Consider the following 21784-nt stretch of genomic DNA (forward strand, 5'->3'; position numbering starts at 1 on the left):
GAATCTGAATCACACGGGCCGATCAGCGAAGCGCACTGAAAGGATCCGCCGCACCGCCGCTTTTCGCAGCCTGAGCCGGCGCAGCTTTTTGAGCCGGCGCGGGCGCGCTCGGCGCAGCAGCCGCGGCGCCTTCCGCGGCCTTTTCAGCCGGTTTCTGCGCGGCGGCGACGGGGCGGCGCACCACGCGCCGCTTCTTCACCACCGGTTTTTTCTCGTCGGCTTCTTCCGGAAAGAGCGTGCTTTCGCCGAGGGTATCGCGCAGTTGGTGCGCGAGCACGGATGCGTCGGCCTTCGCATCGCCGGTCAGCCCCGCGTCCTGGCGCAATTGCCCGAGCGATTCGGTGGCCACGCGCAGGCCGCTCACGGCCAGCACGCTCTTGGCCGCGCGATCGGTCTGGTCACGCGAGAGCGCTTCCTGCGCGGCGACGATGGCCTGCCCGTAATGCGATTGCGAGAATTGGATCTGCGCCATGCGCGACCACGGCTCCTCACGTGTGGGATCGGCCTTCGTCAACTGATCGTAGAGCGCAAGCGCGCGCGTTTGGTCGCCCCCCTTCGCCACTGCGTCGGCGTCGGCCAGCGCTTTGTTGAAGGCTTCGGGAGAAGAAGCGGCCGGGTTGCCGTTTTGCGTCGCGCAGCCAACCATAGCGGCACACACGAGCACCGTCGCGGAAAATAGGGAAAGTCGTTGTTTCATCGTTTCTTTCTTCTTACAGCGAAGCCGTTTATTAATTCGCCGAGGGAAACCGCAACTTTGCTTTGCGGCGAGTGCGGCGTATAGTACCGGCCAATTTTCCATAATTCAACAGGGCTGAGTTCGAATCAGATTCGTCCTGTTTTGAAACGTTTGATATCCCAGGCAAGTAATGCTGAAATAATTTCCGACTCGATGACAGGAAGATTAAATATCGGGAAAAATTTCCTGCCAACCAACTAGACAAAGTTGTACGTTATTCTCCGCGCAACGACGCATATCGAACGTCGCCAGTCGTTCACGCGCATCGGGAATCGAGCATTCGAGCAATGGATCATCTTGGACGGGGTGCAGTGTGAGTCGTCGAGCTTTTGGTTATTGGTATCTATCGCGCTTCGCCTGGCCGCTCGCGCTCTCGTTGCTGCTGAGCGGGTGCGCGGCGGGCATCTCCGTGCTGGGGGCCGCCGCCTCGACCGCGCTGCAGGCCGCCGGGATCGGCAAGCCGCCCGTGCCCGATTCGCAAAAGCCACCGCGCGACATTCCCTTGACGCTAGCGGCCGCGTCCAATCTGAATGCGGCCCAAGACCATCATCCCCTCGCGCTCGTGGTGCGGCTCTATGCGCTCAAGGATCCGACCTCGTTCCAGCAAGCGCCGTTCGACACTTTTACCGATCCGGCCAAGGAAAAGACAGCGCTCGGCGCGGATTTGCTAAGCGTGCGAGAGGTCACTCTAATTCCTGGGCAGCATTACCAGATGACGGAGAAAGTCACCCGCGAGGCCCAAGCATTCGGTGTCGTCGCATTGTTTCGCGACCCAGCGCTGCAGCGCTGGAAATTCGCCTTCGATCCGGCTAAATCCGAGAAATCCGGCATAATGATCGGCCTTCACAACTGTGCGATGACCGTTACGAGCGGTGCGGTCATTGCGCCCGATCCGCGATTGCCGATGCAGCAGCTCAATATGCTTTCGTCCATCAGTTGCGGCTAGCGCATGGCCATTGAGCCGTAAGGCGCAGGTCAATGCCGGCGCCATGCAAGCACGCTCGCGGATACACAAAACCTAGATAGTGAAATTGAGATGAGTTATTCGGCGAAATTGCTTTGGGGCGAGGGCCTATTTTTGCGGCCCCAGCATTTCCAGCAACAGGACGCGTATCACGAGGCGCGGCTGTTCGAGTCGATACGGGCGATCCAGCCGTTCAACTGGGGCGTGCGCAGCGTGCGCTTCGATACCGATTCGCTCGGCAATAATCTGCTGCGGCTGACCGAGCTCTCGCTCGTCTTCCCCGACGGCACGCTCTACGCGGCGCCGCTCGCCGACGAACTGCCGCAGCCCGTCGCGCTCGACACGTTGCCCGAAGGCGTGGGCGAATTCACCTTCTATCTCGCGCTGCATCCGCTGCGCGAAACGGGCGGCAACTACGCGAACGAATCGGCCGACGCCTTCGTCTCGCGTTACGCGCCCAAGCAGCAAAACGTCGCCGATCAATTCACCGACGCGGCCGTCGCCAATCTGACGTTTCTCAAAACGCGCGTGAAGCTGATCAGCCACACGGAGCCGCGCGCGCAATTGCTGGCGGTGCCGCTCGCGCGGTTGCGGCGCACGGCCACCTCCGGTTTCGAGATCGACGAAAACTTCGTGCCGCCGTGCCTCGCCGTCGAAGCATCGCCCGTCCTCCATCAGCGGCTGCGGCAACTGATCGACGCGCTGCAGGCGAAGGTGAGCGCGCTCTACGGCTTTCATCGCGAACCGACGAAGAACATCATCGAATTCCGCTCCGGCGATATCGCCTCGTTCTGGCTGCTGCATACGGCCAACGGCGCCGTCGCCTCGCTCGTCCATTTACTGCAGCAGCCCACGCTGCACCCCGAGCGGCTCTTTCAAGAACTGCTGCGGCTCGCCGGGCAACTCATGACGTTCTCCAAGCGCTATGCGCTCGCCGAATTGCCCGCGTACCGCCATGACGACCCCGGGCCCGGTTTCGCACAACTCGACACCATCGTGCGCGACTTGCTCGAAACCGTGATCTCGACGCGCTACTTCGCGATCGCCCTCGAAGAAGTGCGCCCGTCGTTTTATGCGGGCCGGCTCGACTCGGGCAAGATCGACGAGAAAACCACGTTCTTCTTGGCCGTGTCGGCCGACATGCCGGCGGTGGAACTCGTCGAAGCCGTGCCCGCACGCTTCAAGGTGGGCGCACCCGACGATGTCGACAAGCTCGTGCTCTCGGCCATGCCCGGCGTGCGGCTCGTCTATACGCCGCAAGTGCCGCCGGCAGTGCCCGTGCGCCCCGGCGCATGCTACTTCGCGTTCGAATCGCGCAGCGGCCTGTATGACCGCATGCTGCAAGCGCAGTCGGCCATGATCTACGCGCCGTCGGGCATCAACGATCTCAAACTCGAACTCATCGCGGTCACGTCATGACTCAAATGCCTTCGCTGTTCGGCGCGAACGCGCCTTCCGCGCCGTCCCCGGCCTCGGCTCCCACCGAGGGCGGCTTTCAGGCGCGTTCGCTGCGCGATCTGCTCTACGACGGCTTCTTCATGCTGTTCCTGCTCAAAGAGGGCCGGGAGCCCGAGGGCGCCGGCGAATTCGTCTCGCGCGTGCAAGCGTTTCTCGCCGATTTCGAACGCGGCGCCAAAAAGCTCAACGTGCCCGCCGACGATGTCTACGCCTCGAAGTTCGCGTTTTGCGCGGCGATCGACGAAGCCGTGCTCGCTTCTTCGTTCAAGATCCGCGCCGAATGGGAGCGCCGCCCGCTGCAACTCGTGCTGTTCGGCGAACAACTCGCGGGCGAGAAATTTTTCGAGCTATTGGAAGAGTGCCGTGCGCAAGGCGCCGCGCGACTGCAGTCGCTCGAGGTCTTCCACATGTGCCTGTTGCTCGGCTTCCAAGGCAAGTACTTGCTCGAGGGACCGGAAAAGCTCGCTTATCTCACCGGGCGGCTCGGCGATGAAATCGCGCAAATGAAAGGCAAGCGAGCGCAGTTCGCGCCGCACTGGCCACTGCCCGATCAAATCGCGCACCGGCTCAAGCACGAGTTGCCGCTGTGGACGATCGGCGCCGTTTTCGCTCTCGTCGGGCTACTGGCGTACCTCGGGCTGAACACGTACCTGCGCGACTCCACCATGCGCACGCTCGCGCCTTATTCGCAACTCGTCAAGCCCGAGGCCGAATCGGCCAATCTCACGATTTCTCTGCCGTAAAACGCGGCCCGCGAACGACGCGGGCCCTAGATCCGCCTCGATCCGGGCCTCGATGTCGATGTCAGTACCTGGCGTCCGCGGGCTTGCCGCCCTTGGGCCAATCGTTCTCTTTGCCCACGAAATCGGGGCGCGGCTGATGCGTCACATAAGCCGCCACGTCGAGCGCGTCTTGATCGCCAAGGTTCGGATTGCCGAGCGGCATGTTGTGCTTGATGAACGCCGCAGCCGTGCCGATGCGCGCCATGCTCGCACCGATATTGAACGAGGCGTCGCCCCACAGCGGCGGGAAGACATAGCGGCCGTCGCTTTGCACGCCCTGCCCGTTGGCGCCGTGACACGAGGCGCAGCGCTCACCGTAAATCGCCTTGCCGTGCACGGGGTCCGGGGTCATCTTTGCGACGTTCTCGATTTTTCCCATGCCGCGCCCCGGGCCGAACGCGCCGCTCGGCACCCCTTGCGAAACGAACGTCATATAGGCCAGAAAACCGTTCATTTCCGCCGAATCGAGTGCGAGCGGCGTGCCGTTTTCGGAGCGGCGGAAGCAGTTGTTGATGCGCTGCGCCAGCGACTCGACCATGGCGCTGCGCGCCGTGTACGCAGGCGTGACGCCGGTCATGCCGTACCAGGGCGACGCATGCGGCGTCGTGCCGGCGCCGATGTGGCAGCTCGCGCACGACACCGCGGCGCCGGGCACGTGGCCTTGCGCATAGTGCGGCGTGTCGACGCTCAGGTGATAACCGAGCATGACGGCATCTTTGTCGGGCCCCGCCGGCAATGCAGCGAGTCGTGCTTCCAGGGTCTCGGCGGTGAGTGTGGGCGTGGCGCTACCGTTCGGCGCAGCGATTGGCGTCGCGCCGGCCTCGGCCGCTGCCGTCGGCAGCGCCGGCGCAGCGAAGACCGACACGCCGATGCAAACGGCCTTCCACCTTCGAGCGCGCCATGCGGAGGATAAGGCGAAGCGCGTGTGCGCGCGCTCACGGGCAGCGAGTCGAACCTCGCCGAATCTGCCGGGGAACCGATGATTCATGTGTACGGGTCTCCTCTTTCGTCTCTATGTGTCGCCCAGCTGGGCGTTCGCCGTGCCCCGGCGATCGCCGTCAATCCACGATGAACAGCTTCGCCCCGACCGGCGTACTCGAACGATGGGGTTCGGCATCGTCCGCGACCTGGTAGCTCTGGCCCGCCTTGAGCACAAAGCGGCGACCATCCTGAAGCTCGGTGTGCAGCTCGCCCTCGAGCACATACAGGATGTGCCCTTTCACGCACCAATGATCGGCCAGGTAGCCGGGGGTGTATTCGACCTGGCGAACGCGGATATCGCCGAACCGGCGCGTGCGCCAGAAAGCCGTGCCCGCCTCGCCGGGATGGGCTTGCGGATCGACGTCGGACCAATCGGTCACGCCGAACGGGGTCTCGGTTATTTTCATTGAAGGCGATGTCCTGTTTGAAGAACGAAACGATGCGCGTCGTACGCGTGAACATAGCGACGAACGACGCCGCGCGCAATTCGCTCATCTTCTAGTCTTCTGGTTTTCCGGTCTTCTAGACCGCCGACAGCGTCCCCGCGACGCACTATCGCGCATGCTGCGAACCCGCGAGAACCGATTGCACACATTCGTCGACGCTCAGTTCGCGCAGCGCATCGAGCGGCAGCGTCTCGTCGACGGCTCGTCTGAGCGCCGCGAGCGCGCGCGGCTTCAGGCGCACCAGCACGAGCCTCTGATCGTGCGCCCGCAGCTCGGCGGCGAAGACGCGTAGCGCCTCGATGGCCGTGCCGTCGACATCGGGCGTCTCCTCCAAGCTGAGCATGATGGTGCCTGGGGTGTTCGCCTGGCTGGCCGCGAGTTTGCGCACCTCGCCCAGGACGCGGTCGGCGTTGGCGAAAAACAACGGCGCCTCGGGCCGCACGATCATGATGCCCTCGATCGGCTGCGCGTCGGCATGCGCCGAGAGATCGACGAAATCGTGACTATCGCGCAGCCGCCCAAGCACGCTCACCATCGGCTCGGAAAAATCGCGCAGCGTGACGAGCAGGCTCACGCCGATCGCGACGAGCAGCCCATGCAGCACGCCGAGCAGCAATACGCCCGCGAGCGATGCGACGGTAACGAGCCGATCGCGTCGCCACACCCAGTACGGGCGAAACACGTCCGGATGCAGCGAATGGCTGACGGCGTAAATGACGATCGCCGCCAAAACCGGCTCCGGAATGCGCCCGAGTTGCGGACGCAAGAAGGCAACGATCAGCGCGACGACCGCCGCGGCGACGAGCCCCGCCCAACGTGTTTGCGCGCCTGCCGCTTCATTCGCCGATGTCGCCGAGTAGCCAGCGCCCACGGGCATGCCTTGCAGCAAGGCCGAAACGATATTCGCGCCGCCGAGCGCGACGAGGTCGCGACTGGCCGATACGGTGTCGCCATGTTTGAGCGCGAAACTGCGGATGGAGCCGTAAGACTCGGCATAGAGGATGAGCATGAGCGCGAAAGCGAGTTCCGCCGTTTGCAGCCATTGCGCGCGCGCCAACGCGGGCAGCCCGACGCGCACGTCTCGCACGTCTATCGTCCCGACCACCGCAATCGACCAGCGATGCCAATCGACGAAGTACCCGGCGCCGATGCCGAGCACGATCACGACGAGCGTCGCGGGAATACGCGCGCGACGGCCGAGCACGAACAGGATCATCAGCGCGAGACCGCCGAGCGCAACGCTATGCACGTTCCATCGGTCCCATTGCCGGGCAAGATCGAACGCGACGCGAGGCACGTCGGCGAAGTGCGGGGTCACGCCGAGGATGCTCGGCAATTGCTTGACGGCAATCGTCAATGCGAGGCCGAACGCGAAGCCCCGAAGCACGGGCTTGGCGACGAAATCCGACATTCCACCGAGACGGGCAAAGCCCGCCAGCGCGAATAAAATACCCGTCGCCGCGACAAGCGCCGCCGCGTACGCGAGTTGCGCGCCGCCCCCGCCCGTCTGCGCGCTGACGGTCGCGGCGAGCACTGCCGCCGACGACGACGTGGCCGAGACGATGGCAAAGCGGCTGCTGCCGAGTATGGCGTAGACGGTAAGCCCGGCCAGCAACGCGACGAGGCCTGCCTGCGGCGGCAAATTGGCGATGCCCGCATAGGCGACGGCCTCGGGCAACAGCAAGCCCGCAATCGAGATGCCGGCGAGCGCGTCCCTCGCGGCCCGCAGTGCGGGAGGCTTCGGCGCGCGGCGCGTGGCGTAGTGCGCGGGGTCTTGCAGGTGAGCGGCGGCCGCGTGTCCGGTATCGATCGTCATAGCGTCGAGCGCGCTCAACCCGCCGGCAACGCGCCAGACCAGCCCGGCAAGTAACGCGCGTCGGCATCGTGCGAATAGGCGAGCGCTTGCGCCAGCGCCTTGTCGAAGTCCTTGCGAACGCGCTTTTCGGGAATCTTCAAGCGTAGATAATCGGCCCAGAGAAACTCGCTGAAGGGCGTCATGTCCTTCGCGTAGCCGCCGAGGCGGCGCAGTTCGCCGGCCAGGCTGCGATATGGGTCGTCGACGAGTTCCGACAGCTTCTGCGGCAAGCGCGCGTAATCGTGCCGGGTACCATCGGGGCCGAACGGATGCACCCACTGATAGTGCTCCATCATGCGCCAAAAGATGACGGGCTCGAGCCACGACAGGTCGCGCAGCACCATGATCTGAACCTCGCTCACGCCTTCCTCGATCAGCGCCAGCCCGAGATGATGGTGATCGACGACGAAGTGCTGCCCGCCCAGCCCCAGCACGGCCGGGAACCAATGCGTCGCAATGGCCTGGCCGCGCGCCTTCTTGCCGAGCGATTGCCAATGCGCGCGCTTGGCGCGCACTTCGTGATAGCCCACGGTGATCTGGGTGGGCCGCAGTGCTTCGAGCTTGGCCGAGATCAAGCGAACATCGGCGGTCGAACCATTCACGGTGAACCCCTCTTCGTTTTCCCTAGTCAGCCACGCACGACCGGTGCGCCACGCGGGCCAACGACGTCCGACCCGTGTCGCCAGTAATGCGCGGCGCGCACGTGCCCCCGCTAATGCGTGCCGCTATTGCGCGCCACACCGGCCCCCGACTTCTTGCGCATGAGCTTCCACAGCGCGGCGAGCGCAACGGGCACGACCGCCGCGCCCACTCCGACCAGCACGATCAGGTTCAGATATTGCCGAATGAACGGAATATTGCCGAAGAAATAGCCGGCCAGCACGAGCAGCAGCACCCACAGCGCGGCGCCAGTCACGTTGAAGAGTTGGAAGCGCCCCATGCGCATCTCGGACACGCCCGCGACGAACGGAGCAAAGGTGCGCACGACCGGGATGAAGCGGGCGAGGACGATCGTCTTGCCGCCGTGCCGTTCATAGAAGTTGTGCGTCTTTTGCAAGGCGGCACGATCGAGGAAGCGCTCTAAGAATGGAACGTGCGTATTGAAGACCTTCGGCCCGATCGCGCGCCCCACGATGTAGTTGACCGTGTTGCCGCCCACTGCCGCGACCAGCAACAGCGCAATGAGCGAGGGCAGATTCATCTGCCCGGCCGCGCAGAATGCGCCACCGATGAAGAGCAACGAATCGCCCGGCAGGAAGGGCAAGATCACGAGGCCCGTCTCGCAAAACACGATCGCGAACAGCACTGCGTACACCCACGCGCCGTATTGATGGACGAAATCGCCGAGAAACTTGTCGATGTGCAAAATCAAGGCGACGAAATGAAGCAGCGTGTCCAAAGGCTTTCCTTCCAAAAAGTAGAAACGAGCAAAACGTCTCACGATTGCGCGCAGCCAAGCCTGCCCGCCCGGCGCCATCGCGCCATCATACCGAAACCCCGCGAAACCCCGTGGCCGATCTCGAAACGACCCGGTGCGAGCGTCGCCCGACGGTCTTGGGGGCGCGCCGAATCGCTATAATCCCGCCATGTCCGAATTCCCCGAATCGCCAGCCGGCGCCGAGCGCGCTACGCCAGCCACGGCGAGCGCGCGCCGCGCGATTGCGCCGCTGCCCGACCAACTGATCAGCCAGATCGCCGCCGGCGAGGTGGTCGAGCGCCCAGCCTCGGTCGTCAAGGAACTGCTCGAAAACGCGCTCGATGCGGGCGCCAAAACGCTACGCATTCTGCTCGACGCAGGCGGCGTCAAACGCATTTCGATCGCCGACGACGGGTGCGGCATTCCCTCCGCCGAACTGCCGCTGGCGCTGATGCGCCACGCCACGAGCAAAATCCGCTCGCTGGCCGAACTCGAAGCGGTCGCCACACTCGGCTTTCGCGGCGAAGCGCTCGCTTCGATCGCTTCGGTGGCCGAAACGTTCATTACGAGCCGCACCCATGACGCCGCCCATGCCACCCGCATCGACGCGCAAACGGGCGCATTGACGCCGGCCGCAGGCGGCGTGGGCACGACGATCGAAATACGCGAGCTTTACTTCAACACGCCCGCGCGCCGGAAGTTCCTCAAAAGCGAACAAACGGAACTCGGCCATTGCGTCGAGATGATCCGGCGCGCCGCGCTGGCTCGCCCCGATGTCGCCATCTCCGTGATGCACAACGGCCGCGCGCTCGAGCATTGGAACGCGAGCGAACCGACCGTGCGTGTCGCCAAGATTCTCGGCGAGGCTTTCGCGAGCGCTCACTTGCCGCTCGAGCAAGACGCCGGCGAAATCGCCCTTTACGGCTGCGCCGGCCTGCCGACCGCAAGCCGCGGCCGCGCCGATCAGCAATACTTTTTCGTCAACGGCCGCTTCGTGCGCGACAAGTTGCTCACGCATGCCGTGCGGGCCGCGTATGAAGACGTTCTGCACGGCGATCGCTATCCCTCGTATGTGTTGTTTCTCGACTTGCCGCCCGAAGCGGTGGACGTCAACGTGCATCCGTCGAAGATCGAAGTGCGCTTTCGCGATTCGCGCGCCGTCCATCAGTTCGTGTTCCACGCGCTGCAGCGCGCGCTCGCCCGCCACGCAGGCGCGTCGCCGGAGACGACGGCGCTAGGCCATGCCGCCCAGATCGAACCGCGGGCGGGCGCCGCCTTCGACGGCGCGGCGAACACAAGCGGTGCGGCGGGCGCCACCATCCCTGCGCACGGCAATGCCTCGATTTCGGCGGCAAATCGCAGCGGCTCCACCTGGATGCGCGACTCGCGCATGACGCAAGGCACGCTGCCCGTCGCGCAACCGCTAGCGCTCTACGATGCCCTGTTCGGCCGCAAGGACGCCGCGCGTGCCGACGGCAGCGCCTCGGACACAGGCGGCGCGCCGGCGCGCGATTCCTCCTCGGTTGGGAACGCGTCGAACTTGGAAGCGCGCGAAAGCGCCGCCCCGCCCTACGGGATGACATCGCCGCACGCGCTGCCGGCCGATCTCGATCATCCGCTCGGCTTCGCCATCGGCCAGATTCATGGCGTCTACGTGCTCGCCCAGAACACGCGCGGCCTCGTCATCGTCGACATGCACGCGGCACACGAGCGCATTCTCTACGAACAGTTCAAGCGGGCGCTCGCCGAACGCACGATCGCCGTGCAACCGCTGTTGATTCCTGTATCCATGACGGCCGACTCGGTCGAAATCGGCACCGCTCAGGAAGAACGCGAGGCGCTCGAAGCGCTCGGCTTCGATCTCGCCCCGCTCTCGCCCACGACGCTCGCGATCCGCGCGGTGCCGGCGCTGCTCAAAGATGCCGACCTGCCCGTCCTCGCGCGCGCGGTGCTGGCCGATTTGCACGCCTACGGCGGCTCGCGTGTGCTGACCGAGCGCCAGCACGAATTGCTGGGCACGCTGGCCTGCCACCACGCCGTGCGCGCGAACCGGCGCCTGACGCTCGACGAGATGAACGCACTGCTGCGCCAAATGGAAGCGACCGAGCGCGCCGACCAATGCAATCACGGGCGGCCCACCTGGTATCAGTTGACGCTGGCCGATCTGGACCGGCTCTTCCTGCGCGGGCAGTAAGCACGTGAATGCGTCGCGCCGCCTCGCCGTCGCCTGTTTGCTGGGCCCGACGGCATCGGGGAAAACCGCTGCCGCGCTCGCGTTCGCGGCCAAGCATGCTTCGGAGATCGTCAGCGTCGATTCGGCGCTCGTCTACCGCGAGATGGACATCGGCACCGCCAAGCCGACACTCGAGGAGCGCGCGCGCGTGCCGCATCACCTCATCGACATCCGCGATCCGACCGAAGCGTATAGTGCGGCCAACTTTCGTGACGATGCGCTCGAGGCGATCGCGGCCATCCTCGCGCGCGGCCGCGTGCCGCTGCTCGTCGGCGGGACCCTGCTCTACTACAAGGCGCTGACGCAAGGGCTGAACGACTTGCCCTGCGCCAACCCGGAGGTTCGGGCAACGCTCGAGGCCGATGCCGCGCGCGACGGTTGGCCGTCGCTGCATGCCCGGCTGGCGGGCGTCGATCCCGCGACGGCAGCGCGCTTGGCGCCGAACGACGCGCAGCGGATCCAACGTGCGCTCGAAGTGTTCATGTTGACGGGGCAGCCGATGTCGGCCCTGCTGGCTGCGCACGAACGCGGCGCCGAGACCCCCTACCGCTTCGTGCCGATCGCGCTGGAGCCGAGCGATCGCGCCGTGCTGCACGATCGCATCGCCCAGCGGTTCGACGCCATGCTGGCGGCAGGCTTCGTCGATGAGGTTCGCCGGTTGCGCGCGCGCGGCGATTTGAATCCGAGCCTGCCGTCGATGCGCTGCGTGGGCTACCGGCAGGTATGGGAGTATCTGGACGGTTCGATCGATTACGCGACGATGCGCGACAAAGGCATCTTTGCCACGCGTCAGCTCTGCAAGCGGCAACTGACGTGGCTGCGCTCGATGCCCGAGCGGATTTCGCTCGACTGCTGCGCGCCGAGCGCGACCGACGATGCGGTGAGGGTGTTGGAAGCCATCGCCCGGGAAAACGCCGGCAGCGCATCGGCATAGCCTCCAACTCGAACGCGTTTTCATGCGCATGGCGTGCGCAGCGCAACAAAAAACCGCTTGGCGCGATACCAAGCGGTTTTTTTGACGGCTATGCAAAACAAAAGTGCGGATCGAAACGACGACGCGCGCCCTCGCACGAGGGTCACGCCTCGGAGCTCAGTGCTCTGAGCTCCGAGGCCGTAGCACTCACACCACGACGGTCTGCGCCTCGCCTTCGCGGCTCGCACGCACGACGCCGATCTTCCAGACCTGCTCGCCCGCCGCCGTCAGCTCGCGCACCGCGTCGTCGGCGTCCGCTGCCGCCACGACGACGGCCATTCCGATGCCGCAATTGAAGACGCGATGCATTTCGGCATCGGCAACGCCGCCGTGCTGCTGCAACCAGGCGAACAGCGGCGGCATGGGCCAAGCCGACTGCTGCAGCTCGGCCGTCAGGCCCTCGCGCAGCACGCGCGGAATGTTTTCGACCAGCCCGCCGCCCGTGATGTGCGCCATCCCTTTGACGGCGATCTTTTGCATCAACGCGAGCAACGGCTTCACGTAGATGCGCGTGGGCGCCATCAGCGCGTCGGCCAGCGAGCGCCCATGGAAGTCGGCCGACAGGTCGGGGTTCGCACGATCGATGATCTTGCGCACGAGCGAGAAGCCGTTCGAATGGATGCCGCTCGATGCGAGCCCGAGCACGACGTCACCCGGCCCGATCGTGCTGCCGTCGATGATCTTGCTCTTCTCCACCGCGCCCACCGCAAAGCCGGCGAGGTCGTACTCGCCGTCGGGGTACATGCCCGGCATTTCGGCCGTTTCGCCGCCGATCAGCGCGCACCCGGCCAGCTCGCAGCCTTGCGCGATGCCTTTGACCACGGTCGATGCCGTGCCGACATCGAGCTTGCCGCAGGCGAAGTAATCTAGGAAAAACAGCGGCTCGGCGCCTTGAACGAGGATATCGTTCACGCTCATCGCCACGAGATCTTGGCCGACCGTATCGTGTTTATTCAGATGAAACGCCAGCTTCAGCTTCGTGCCGACGCCGTCCGTGCCCGACACGAGCACGGGCTCGCGGTACTTCTTCGGCACTTCGAACAGCGCGCCGAAACCGCCGATACCGCCGAGCACGCCTTCGCGCAGCGTCTTTTTCGCGAACGGCTTGATGGCGTCGACGAGCGCATCGCCGGCGTCGATATCGACGCCCGCGTCACGGTAGGACAGACCCTGGGCGCCAGCCTGGGCGTCCGGAGCGGATTTCGGTTGATTCATGGGGAAGGGCGAGAAGGTCGGTAAAATGCGATTTTAACCGATGTCGATTGCCGATCCAGAGTCGGCGCTCGCGCGGCCGCTCGCTTCCGGCGCTCGACACGCGGCAGCCGGGCGGCCGGCTCCCTCTCCGTCGATCCGATAAAACCAGGGGCACCCCTTGTCGCAGAGTTCTCCGCTTCTTACGCCCTATCAGCGCCAAGCCCTCTTTTGGGGCGCCGTCGCGCTCGGCCTGGGCATCCTGCTCTGGCTGCTCAGCCCCGTGCTCACGCCGTTCTTGCTCGGCGCGATCCTCGCCTACATCCTGCAGCCGGGCGTGGCCTGGCTCGTGCGCCACCGCGTCCCGCGCGCCCTCGCCGCGCTCTTGATGATGCTGGTGTTCGCGATCCTCGTCTCCCTGCTCGCGCTGCTCGTGTTCGCGGTCGTGCAAAAAGAAGGCCCGCAATTGAAGGCGCAAATCCCCGTGCTGATCTCGCATCTGCACGACTGGGCCCAGCCCAAGCTCGCCTTGCTCGGGTTTGCCGACGTATTCGATTTCTCGAGCCTGCGCGACATGCTGACGACGCAACTCGAGAGCAGCGCGCAAACCGTCGCGCTCGCGGCGTGGAAGTCGCTGCGCACGAGCGGCAACGTCATGATCACCGTGATCGGCGACGTCGTCATGGTGCCGCTCGTGCTCTACTACCTGCTTTACGACTGGAACACGATGCTCGCGCGGCTCGCCGCCGTCGTCCCGCGGCGCTGGCTGCCCAAGACCTTGGAGCTTGCTGTCGAAATGGACCGCACGCTGTCGCAGTACTTGCGCGGCCAGTTGGTGGTGATGGCGGTCCTGGCCGTGTTCTACGCGCTGACGTTGACGATCGCGGGTTTCGAGATCGCCCTGCCGATCGGCATTTTCACGGGGCTCGCCGTCTTCATCCCATACGTCGGCTTCGCGACCGGGCTCGCGCTCGCGCTGCTCGCGGCGCTGTTGCAGTTCGGCAGTCTCTACGGCTTCGTGGCCGTGGCGATCATCTATGGGGTCGGACAGATCCTCGAGAGCCTGTTTCTCACGCCGCGGCTCGTGGGTGAACGCATCGGCCTGCATCCGCTCGCCGTGATCTTCGCGTTGCTCGCGTTCGGCCAACTGTTCGGCTTTTTCGGCGTGCTGCTCGCTCTGCCCGTCAGCGCGATCATTTCCACCGCGCTGCGCGAGATGCGCCGAGGCTATCTCGCGAGCGCGCTCTACAAGAACTGATTCGAAAGAAACCGACCGATTGCGTTTTACATCGTGACTGTGCATCGCCAATTGACGCTCGACCTCGGCACGCCGCCGCCGTCGACGTTCGACAATTTCTTCGCCGGCGCCAATGCCGAACTCGTGGCGCGGCTCGCCGAGCTCGACGGCGCGCTCGCGGCGGGCCCGCTCGCCGATCGGACCTTCTATGTCTGGGGCGAGCCAGGCAGCGGCCGCAGCCATTTGCTGTCGGCGCTGGTGCATAGCGCCGCCCCCGGGCGCGCCTCGTTCCTCGGGCCGCAAAGCGCGTTGACGGCGTTCGCGTTCAACCCGAGCGTGACCATTTACGCCGTCGACGATTGCGACAAACTCTCGGGCGCGCAGCAGATCGCCCTGTTCAATTTGTTCAACGAGGTGCGCGCCCATCCGACGAGCGCCCTCGTCGCCACCGGCAACGCGGCGCCGATCGGGCTCGCCGTGCGCGAAGATCTGCGCACCCGCCTCGGCTGGGGCCTCGTCTTTCACCTCGCGCCGCTGCCAGACGAGCGCAAGACGGCAGTGCTCAAGCACGCGGCCAAGGAGCGCGGCATCGCGCTCGCCGACGATGTCCCGGCCTACCTGCTCACCCACTTCCGGCGCGACATGCCGAGCCTCATGGCGCTGCTCGATGCGCTCGACCGGTTCTCGCTCGAGCAAAAGCGCGCCATTACGCTGCCGCTGCTGCGCACGATGCTCGCTTTGCCGGGCGCCGACGCCGTCCCCGAAGGCTCGCCGGCCCCGCCGAGCCGCTTCAAGTAAAATGCGCTCCATGACGAACCTTGCACTCTTCGACCTCGATCACACGCTCATCCCGACCGACAGCGACCACGAATGGGGCCGCTTCATCGTGAAGCTCGGCATCGTGGATGCCGAAAGCTATCTGCGTGACATCGATCGCTTCTATGCCGACTACAAGCGTGGGCAGCTCGACATCCACGCGTATCTCGAGACGATTCTCGCGCCCCTCGCGCATCGCTCGCGCGCCGAACTCGCAGCTTGGCACGAGCAATTCATGCATGAGGTCATCCGGCCCGCCCTCGTCCCGGTCGCGCTCGAACTCGTGCGCGAACACCAAGACAAGGGCGATCTGTGCTGCATCGTCACGGCGACGAACGAATTCGTGACGCGCCCGATCGCCGATGCCTTCGGCGTGGACATGCTGATCGCCTGCGAAGTCGAAACCGTCGACGGCCAGCCGCATTCGCCGTTCACAGGGCGCGGCATGGGCACACCGAGCTATCGCGAAGGCAAGATCGTGCGCGTCGAGGCATGGCTGGCCTCGCTGGGCAAGACCTGGGCCGACTTCGAGCACAGCTATTTCTACAGCGATTCGCACAACGACATTCCGTTGCTCGAGAAAGTCACCGATCCGATCGCGACCAACCCCGACGCCACGCTCCGCGCCCACGCGCAAGCAAAGGGCTGGCGCATCCTCGATCTTTTCCAACCGTCGTGATCAAGAAACTCATTCGCAAGCTATTCGGCCAAGATACGGATGCGGCAGTCCGAGACGATTCGCTCGCCGAGGAAGCGGTTTGGACCGATGCCGCCGCCGAGCTCGCCGATCAGGCACCCGAGCAGCCGCGCCGCAAAAAGGGCCGCGCCGACAAACGCGCCGCCGCGCCCGGCCCCGACGCCCCCGTCATCCTGTCGTCCGACATCCACGGCATCGATCCCACACTGCTCTCGCGCAACGCGGTACGCGTGACGGACACGTTGCAACAGGCGGGCTACCGCGCGTTCATCGTCGGCGGCGCCGTGCGCGATCTGCTGCTCGGCATCGCCCCGAAAGATTTCGACGTCGCCACCGACGCAACGCCTGAACAAGTGCAGCGCCTGTTCCGCCGCGCGCGGTTGATCGGCCGGCGCTTCCAGATCGTGCACGTGCAGTTCGGGCAAGAGATCATCGAGGTCTCGACCTTCCGCGCGCTGATGGATGCGCCGAAGCAGGCCCCCGCCGAAGAGGGCGAAGCGGCGGCGGCGCCCAAGCGCCTACGCCGCGAAGAGCTCGATCGCCGCACCCACGCCGTCGATGCGAGCGGGCGGGTGCTACGCGACAACGTCTGGGGCGAACAGCATGAAGACGCCACGCGGCGCGACTTCACGATCAACGCCATGTACTACGATCCGGCAACGCAAACGGTGCTCGATTATCACAACGGCATGGCCGATATCCGTGCCCGCGTGTTGCGCATGATCGGCGATCCGGCCACGCGCTACCGCGAGGATCCGGTGCGGATGCTGCGCGTCGTGCGTTTCGCGGCCAAGCTCGGCTTCGAAATCGACGAGGCCACGCGTGCCCCGATCCAACCGCTCGCCGATCTGGTGCACAACGTGCCGGCGGCTCGCCTCTTCGACGAAATGCTCAAGCTGCTGCTCTCCGGCCATGCGTTGGCGTGCCTGCAGCAGCTTCGCAAGGAAGGGCTGCATCACGGCCTTCTGCCGCTGCTCGATGTCGTGCTGGAGCAGCCTCATGGCGAATCGTTCATTACGCTCGCGCTGAACAGCACCGACGCGCGCGTCAAAGCCGGCAAGCCCATCTCGCCGGGCTTCCTCTTCGCCACGCTGCTCTGGCACGACGTCCAGCAGCGCGCGCAGCAATACGAGGCCGGCGGCGAATTTGCGGTGCCCGCGCTTCATCACGCGATGGACGACGTGCTCGAGATGCAAACCGAGAAGCTTGCCATCCACAAGCGATTCTCGGCCGACATGCGCGAAATCTGGGGCTTGCAGGCACGCCTCGAAAAACGCTCCGGACGCAGCCCGCTCAAGCTCATCGAACACCAAAGATTTAGAGCGGGTTATGATTTCCTCCTATTACGGTGCGAATCGGGCGAACTCGATCCCGCAATCGGCGCGTGGTGGGGCGCCTTCATCGAAGGCACTGCTGCCGAACGCGAAGCACTGCTATCGCAAGGCGGCCGCGAGCGGGCGCCGCGCAAACGGCGGCGGCGCGGCGGACGCGCGCGCACGGGCGGCGAAGCGGAATCGGCTGGCGCAGAGAACGCGCCGCGCCAGCAAGAGGACTGACCCGGCGGCGGCGCGCCGGGCAATTGCCAAGAATTGCCAAGTCATGAAGTCGTAGGAAGCCATGCCATGACGGTTGCTTATCTCGGTCTCGGCGCGAACCTCGGGGATGCTCGCCAATCCTTGAAGGACGCGGTCGTCTGCCTCGCCCAGCAGCACGCCATCACCGTACTCGCGAAGTCGAGCCTTTACCGCACTGCGCCCATCGATGCAGGCGGCGACGATTACTACAACGTAGTCGTCAAGCTCGAAACGTCGCTCAGCGCGCAAGCGCTGCTCGCGCTCTGTCATCGGATCGAACATCAGTTCGGCCGGGAGCGCCCGTTCCACAATGCGCCGCGCACGCTCGATCTCGATATCGTCCTTTACGGCGATGCGTGCATCGACTTCCCGGATCTCGTCGTTCCGCATCCGCGCGCGTTCGAGCGTGCATTCGTGCTCGTGCCGTTGATCGAGATCGATCCGGACATTTCGATCCCCGGCCACGGGCGCGCCGATGCCCTACTGCCGGCGGTGGCGCATCAGCGCATCGAGAAAGTGAAAACCTGTTGCTGCCCGAAGATCGACGCGATGGCGAGCGGGGCCGCGACGGGCGCCGGCAAGACGGGAGGGCCATGAACGCAACGCCTGTCACCGTGACCGCGCCCGATCTGCGCGCCTTGCACCGCTACATCGCGATCGAAGGGCCGATCGGCGCCGGCAAGACGTCGCTCGCGCACCGGCTCGCCGAACGCTGGCCGATGCGCACGCTGCTCGAGCGGCCCGAGGCAAACCCGTTCCTAGCGCGCTTTTACGCCGATATGCCCCGGTATGCGCTCGCGACCGAGCTGCAATTTACGTTGCAACGCGCTGAAGAAAGCCGTCAAACGGCGGATTTGCTCGCCCAGGGCGTTGCCGTCATTACCGATTTCATCCCGCAGAAAAGCGCGGTGTTCGCGCGTCTCACGCTCTCGGATGACGAATGGCGGCTCTATCAGGCGGTGACCGCGCCGATCGATACGACCGCGGCGGGCGCCCCGGATCTCGTGATCCATTTGCAAGCGAGCGCGCCGACGCTGCACGCCCGCGTGGAAAAGCGCGGCCGTGCCGAAGAAGGTCGAATTTCGGAAGCGTACCTACGCCAATTGAGCGACGCCTACGACCAGTTCTTCTATCACTATGACGAGAGCCCCGTGTTGACCATCAACACCGAGCATCTGAACTTGCTCGGATCGGATGCCGACTTCGCACTGCTGCTCGAGCAGATCGAGACGATGCGCGGGCGCAAGACGAGCTTCGTCAAAGCCGAGTAATATCCGGCCCGACGGCGCGCCCGCGCCAATGTCCTCTTCCCCGAATACGAGACTTCCGATGACTTATTTGCAGGACTCCAATCGGCCGAAAATCACCGTGCCGAAACTGCAAGCAATGCGTGAAGCCGGCGAAAAGATCGCGATGCTCACCTGCTACGACGCAAGCTTCGCCGCGCTGCTCGACCGCTGCGGCGTCGACGTTCTGCTGATCGGCGATTCGCTCGGCAACGTCTTGCAAGGTCAAAGCACGACGCTGCCCGTGACGCTCGCCGATATTGCCTACCACACCGCCTGCGTCGCGCGCGCGCAGCCGCGCGGCCTAATCGTCGCCGACTTGCCGTTCGGCACCTACGGTACGCCGGCGGACGCCTTCGCCAGCTCGGTCGAGCTCATGCGGGCGGGCGCGCATATGGTCAAGCTCGAGGGCGGCGAATGGCTCGGCGAAACCGTTCGCTTCCTGGTCGAGCGCTCCGTGCCCGTGTGCGCGCATCTAGGCCTCACGCCGCAATCGGTGCACGCGTTCGGCGGCTTCAAAGTGCAGGGCAGGACCGATGAAGGGGCGAAGCGCCTGCTCGCCGATGCCAAGGCGATGCAAGCGGCCGGCGCGCAGTTGCTCGTGCTCGAAGCCGTGCCGCCGGCCCTCGCGGCGAAACTCACGGACGCCCTCGCCATTCCGACCATCGGCATCGGCGCGGGCGCCGACTGCTCCGGCCAAGTGCTCGTGCTGCACGACATGCTGGGTATCTTTCCCGGCAAGCCGGCTCGGTTCGTGAAGGATTTCATGGCAGGCGCTCCGAGCATCGGCGCTGCCATCGAGGCCTACGTGAAGGCGGTAAAGGACGGCACGTTCCCCGGGCCCGAGCACGTTTTCTGAGGCTGTTCGCTACGCGTCGCCGTGCGCTCGCGCTCGTTGCTGCGACGCTCGGGCGGGGGCACGGATGCGCCTTCGGCACAGGGCGAGGGCTTGCCGCCGCTGTGGCGCAGCGGCTTCCACTGAAAGCCGGTTCGACGGTGAGCGCACGCGTAGGATCGCCGTTGCATATCGAATCGCAGCAACGCACCAGGCGCACGAGGCGGCACCAGGCGGCGCGCTGAAGCGGCGCTCGGCAGCCAGCTATGCTGCGCAGTCAGCGATGAGCCGCGCCGGCAACGCACCCCGCAGCGCGTTGCAGATCACGAGCGCTTCTGCGCATAGCAGGTCCTCGCGCGTAAGCGTTCGCTCGCGCGCCTGCATGACCGGGTCCTCGAGCAATACGTGCCGCATCACACCCGGCAGCAACCCGGCAACGAGCGGCGGCGTGTACCAATGTCCGTCGAGCCTGACGAAAACATTCGAGCGAGCGCCCTCGGTCAACTCTCCGCGTTCGTTGAAGAACAGCATATCGAAGCCGCCCTTCGCTTCCGCTAACCGCCACGCCCGATCGTATTCGGCCCGCGCGGTGGTCTTGTGCCGCAGCAAAAACTCGCCGGAACGCGTAGCGGCGAAGCCGTGATCGCGCGCGAGTAGGACCCCGACCGGGGCCGACTCATCGGATTGCCCTACCGCCGATTGCGGAAGACGGATTACCGCGGCCAGAGGGCCACCCGTAATCTCGACCGCGCCGCTCTTGCTCAATGCCAGCCGCACGCGATGAGCGGTGTCTTCGGGCAAATTTCCGCAGTGTGTGGCTAGTCGGGCGCGCAGCGAATCGGCATCGAAGGGAAAGCCGAGTTCGGCCGCACTGCGGCCCAGCCGCGCGAGATGGAGATCCAGATAGCGAACACCCGCTTCACGCGTCGCATGCATCGTCTCGAAAATCTGGAAGCCCGGGTCGGCACCCGTCAGGAATGTCGCCTTGAGCCGGCATTCCGCGTATTCGTCCGCGGCCACACTATCGAGCACGATGCCGCCGCCCACCCCCATCGTCCCGCGCCGCGCCCCACCGGCATCGTTGCGCGGCGCGCCGCCGAGCGTGAGCGTGCGAATCGCAACCGATAGGCAGAAATCGCCGCAGCACGGCTCCGCCTGCGCGGTTGCAGCGCCCGGCGCGTCGATCCAGCCGATCATCCCGGTATAGAGTCCGCGCGGCGTCGTCTCGATTTCGTCGATGAGTTGCATCGTCCGATGCTTAGGCGCGCCTGTGATCGATCCGCAGGGGAACAGCGCCCGCATGATGTCTGCGAACGAGGTTCGTTCGCGCACGTTTGCCTCGATCGTCGATGTCATCGCCCAGATCGACGGATACGCTTCGATGGAAAACAACGCCGGCACGCATACGGAGCCTGTCTGGGCGACGCGCGAAACGTCGTTGCGCAGCAGGTCGACGATCATCAGGTTTTCGGCGCGATTTTTCGAATCGGCCCCGAGGAACGCCTTCGCTCGCGCATCGTCGCCGGGGGACGTACCGCGCGCGGTGGTGCCCTTCATCGGCCGCGTGCGCAAGCGCTCACCTACTTTCTCCACGAACAGCTCGGGCGAACAAGAGAGCACCCACTCGTCGCCCGGCAAGGCAATGAGCGCGCCATAGCGCACGGGCTGCCGCGCACGCAGCCGCCGATACAGCGCGATGGGCGATCCAAATGCGTCGAACGTCAGGCGGTAAGTGTAATTGATTTGATAGGACTCGCCGGCACGCAGCGCATCGTGCACTGCGGCGATCGCGGCGGTGAACGCTTCGGGCGTCACGCTTTCGACGATATTGGCCGCACCGGCCACCGAGGGGGCTGGCAGCGGCGTATCGTGAGGCGCCGGCATGGCGGCACCCCTAGGGGCCGACCGGCTGGCATCGGGGGCGTGCGCCTCGGCGTCCAGTTGGGCCAGCCATGCATCGACCTGTGCGCGCGAGCGCTTTTCGCACCGTTCGAACAACAAAAAGCGTAGCGAGGCATCGCCCCGCTGCCGGGGGACGACCGCACGCGCGGCGGTGCGCCCGCGCAATTCGAGATCGCGCCCGAACTCGTAGTCGCCGAGCACGACAGCGTGCAGGCCCGCGCGCATATCGCATTCGGCCGCCGCGCATACGGCGTCGAGCATCGCTGCGTCGGTGCAGACGTGCTCGCGGACGAACCCCGTGTAAAGGCGGCTCGTGGCGGCCGCAGCGCTCGCGTCGCAATCGTCGAGCAGCGCGAAAAGCGCGCTGCATGTTCCTGCGTTCATCTACCCTTCCATCGGCG

The 21784-nt window shown here is 65.3% G+C and carries 20 protein-coding genes; 12 read left to right on the forward strand and 8 right to left on the reverse strand.

Features of this window, described 5'->3' with window-relative positions:
* Positions 1-22: 22 nt before the first annotated feature.
* Complete coding sequence (locus QQS38_RS09830; RefSeq protein ID WP_479645182.1) at positions 23-697, reverse strand: tetratricopeptide repeat protein; 675 nt, start codon at positions 695-697, stop codon at positions 23-25.
* 352 nt (positions 698-1049) lie between these two features.
* Here QQS38_RS09830 and tssJ point away from each other — a divergent pair, with 352 nt between their 5' ends.
* The 3 genes from tssJ to icmH all read left to right on the forward strand — a co-directional run bounded on the left by tssJ (position 1050) and on the right by icmH (position 3901).
* A complete protein-coding gene (gene tssJ, locus QQS38_RS09835; protein WP_479645183.1) occupies positions 1050-1682 on the forward strand; it encodes a type VI secretion system lipoprotein TssJ in 633 nt (210 codons plus the stop codon).
* A 90-nt stretch (positions 1683-1772) separates the two neighbouring features.
* Positions 1773-3119, forward strand: coding sequence for a type VI secretion system baseplate subunit TssK (gene tssK / locus QQS38_RS09840; RefSeq protein ID WP_479645184.1), 1347 nt, complete (start codon positions 1773-1775; stop codon positions 3117-3119).
* Positions 3116-3901, forward strand: a complete 786-nt coding sequence (gene icmH / locus QQS38_RS09845; RefSeq protein WP_479645185.1) for a type IVB secretion system protein IcmH/DotU — start codon at positions 3116-3118, stop codon at positions 3899-3901. Before tssK ends, icmH begins: the two co-directional genes overlap by 4 nt.
* A 61-nt stretch (positions 3902-3962) precedes the next feature.
* Here the strand turns inward: icmH and QQS38_RS09850 are convergent, their stop codons facing one another.
* The 5 genes from QQS38_RS09850 to QQS38_RS09870 all read right to left on the reverse strand — a co-directional run bounded on the left by QQS38_RS09850 (position 3963) and on the right by QQS38_RS09870 (position 8621).
* Entirely contained in the window at positions 3963-4928 is a 966-nt protein-coding gene (locus QQS38_RS09850; protein WP_479645186.1) for a c-type cytochrome, read from the reverse strand.
* Between the two features lie 70 nt (positions 4929-4998).
* Complete coding sequence (locus QQS38_RS09855; RefSeq protein ID WP_479645187.1) at positions 4999-5328, reverse strand: DHCW motif cupin fold protein; 330 nt, start codon at positions 5326-5328, stop codon at positions 4999-5001.
* 145 nt (positions 5329-5473) lie between these two features.
* Complete coding sequence (locus tag QQS38_RS09860) at positions 5474-7183, reverse strand: SulP family inorganic anion transporter (protein WP_479645188.1); 1710 nt, start codon at positions 7181-7183, stop codon at positions 5474-5476.
* 14 nt (positions 7184-7197) lie between these two features.
* On the reverse strand, positions 7198-7824 hold the full coding sequence (locus QQS38_RS09865; RefSeq protein WP_479645189.1) for a ParB-like protein: 627 nt from the start codon (positions 7822-7824) through the stop codon (positions 7198-7200).
* Positions 7825-7934: 110 nt separating this feature from the next.
* Positions 7935-8621 carry a DedA family protein gene (locus QQS38_RS09870; RefSeq protein ID WP_479645190.1) on the reverse strand — a complete coding sequence of 229 codons (687 nt, stop codon included), beginning with the start codon at positions 8619-8621 and terminating at the stop codon, positions 7935-7937.
* 187 nt (positions 8622-8808) lie between these two features.
* Here QQS38_RS09870 and mutL point away from each other — a divergent pair, with 187 nt between their 5' ends.
* Positions 8809-10833, forward strand: a complete 2025-nt coding sequence (gene mutL, locus QQS38_RS09875; protein WP_479645191.1) for a DNA mismatch repair endonuclease MutL — start codon at positions 8809-8811, stop codon at positions 10831-10833.
* A gap of 4 nt (positions 10834-10837) precedes the next feature.
* The gene (gene miaA, locus QQS38_RS09880) at positions 10838-11806 is read left to right on the forward strand and encodes a tRNA (adenosine(37)-N6)-dimethylallyltransferase MiaA (protein WP_479645192.1); all 969 of its coding nucleotides are present in this window, start codon (positions 10838-10840) and stop codon (positions 11804-11806) included.
* A 186-nt stretch (positions 11807-11992) separates the two neighbouring features.
* On the opposite strand, the gene purM is transcribed toward miaA, so the two are convergent.
* Complete coding sequence (gene purM, locus QQS38_RS09885) at positions 11993-13060, reverse strand: phosphoribosylformylglycinamidine cyclo-ligase (protein WP_479645193.1); 1068 nt, start codon at positions 13058-13060, stop codon at positions 11993-11995.
* A gap of 157 nt (positions 13061-13217) precedes the next feature.
* Here purM and QQS38_RS09890 point away from each other — a divergent pair, with 157 nt between their 5' ends.
* The 7 genes from QQS38_RS09890 to panB all read left to right on the forward strand — a co-directional run bounded on the left by QQS38_RS09890 (position 13218) and on the right by panB (position 19505).
* Positions 13218-14294 (forward strand): AI-2E family transporter, encoded by a 1077-nt coding sequence (locus tag QQS38_RS09890; protein ID WP_479645194.1) that lies wholly within the window; start codon positions 13218-13220, stop codon positions 14292-14294.
* A gap of 33 nt (positions 14295-14327) precedes the next feature.
* Positions 14328-15071, forward strand: a complete 744-nt coding sequence (hda, locus tag QQS38_RS09895; protein WP_479645195.1) for a DnaA regulatory inactivator Hda — start codon at positions 14328-14330, stop codon at positions 15069-15071.
* 10 nt (positions 15072-15081) lie between these two features.
* On the forward strand, positions 15082-15768 hold the full coding sequence (locus QQS38_RS09900) for a histidinol-phosphatase (RefSeq protein ID WP_479645196.1): 687 nt from the start codon (positions 15082-15084) through the stop codon (positions 15766-15768).
* Complete coding sequence (gene pcnB, locus QQS38_RS09905) at positions 15765-17342, forward strand: polynucleotide adenylyltransferase PcnB (RefSeq protein ID WP_479645197.1); 1578 nt, start codon at positions 15765-15767, stop codon at positions 17340-17342. Before QQS38_RS09900 ends, pcnB begins: the two co-directional genes overlap by 4 nt.
* A 66-nt stretch (positions 17343-17408) precedes the next feature.
* Positions 17409-17957 (forward strand): 2-amino-4-hydroxy-6-hydroxymethyldihydropteridine diphosphokinase, encoded by a 549-nt coding sequence (gene folK, locus QQS38_RS09910; RefSeq protein WP_479645198.1) that lies wholly within the window; start codon positions 17409-17411, stop codon positions 17955-17957.
* Positions 17954-18631, forward strand: a complete 678-nt coding sequence (locus QQS38_RS09915; RefSeq protein ID WP_479645199.1) for a deoxynucleoside kinase — start codon at positions 17954-17956, stop codon at positions 18629-18631. Before folK ends, QQS38_RS09915 begins: the two co-directional genes overlap by 4 nt.
* A gap of 58 nt (positions 18632-18689) precedes the next feature.
* A complete protein-coding gene (gene panB / locus QQS38_RS09920) occupies positions 18690-19505 on the forward strand; it encodes a 3-methyl-2-oxobutanoate hydroxymethyltransferase (protein ID WP_479645200.1) in 816 nt (271 codons plus the stop codon).
* Between the two features lie 240 nt (positions 19506-19745).
* Here the strand turns inward: panB and pabB are convergent, their stop codons facing one another.
* Positions 19746-21767: an aminodeoxychorismate synthase component I gene (gene pabB / locus QQS38_RS09925; protein WP_479645201.1), complete on the reverse strand. Its 2022-nt coding sequence runs from the start codon at positions 21765-21767 to the stop codon at positions 19746-19748.
* Positions 21768-21784 lie beyond the last annotated feature (17 nt).

Source organism: Trinickia sp. Z7 (genome assembly GCF_056498045.1).

Coding starts and splice junctions, on each gene's coding strand:
- folK (WP_479645198.1), top strand. CDS start 17,409: ATGACGGTTGCTTATCTCGGTCTCGGCGCGAACCTCGGGGATGCTCGC.
- QQS38_RS09850 (WP_479645186.1), bottom strand. CDS start 4,928: ATGAATCATCGGTTCCCCGGCAGATTCGGCGAGGTTCGACTCGCTGCC.
- QQS38_RS09860 (WP_479645188.1), bottom strand. CDS start 7,183: ATGACGATCGATACCGGACACGCGGCCGCCGCTCACCTGCAAGACCCC.
- QQS38_RS09900 (WP_479645196.1), top strand. CDS start 15,082: ATGACGAACCTTGCACTCTTCGACCTCGATCACACGCTCATCCCGACC.
- icmH (WP_479645185.1), top strand. CDS start 3,116: ATGACTCAAATGCCTTCGCTGTTCGGCGCGAACGCGCCTTCCGCGCCG.
- pabB (WP_479645201.1), bottom strand. CDS start 21,767: ATGAACGCAGGAACATGCAGCGCGCTTTTCGCGCTGCTCGACGATTGC.
- QQS38_RS09915 (WP_479645199.1), top strand. CDS start 17,954: ATGAACGCAACGCCTGTCACCGTGACCGCGCCCGATCTGCGCGCCTTG.
- QQS38_RS09855 (WP_479645187.1), bottom strand. CDS start 5,328: ATGAAAATAACCGAGACCCCGTTCGGCGTGACCGATTGGTCCGACGTC.
- tssK (WP_479645184.1), top strand. CDS start 1,773: ATGAGTTATTCGGCGAAATTGCTTTGGGGCGAGGGCCTATTTTTGCGG.
- purM (WP_479645193.1), bottom strand. CDS start 13,060: ATGAATCAACCGAAATCCGCTCCGGACGCCCAGGCTGGCGCCCAGGGT.
- panB (WP_479645200.1), top strand. CDS start 18,690: ATGACTTATTTGCAGGACTCCAATCGGCCGAAAATCACCGTGCCGAAA.
- QQS38_RS09830 (WP_479645182.1), bottom strand. CDS start 697: ATGAAACAACGACTTTCCCTATTTTCCGCGACGGTGCTCGTGTGTGCC.
- mutL (WP_479645191.1), top strand. CDS start 8,809: ATGTCCGAATTCCCCGAATCGCCAGCCGGCGCCGAGCGCGCTACGCCA.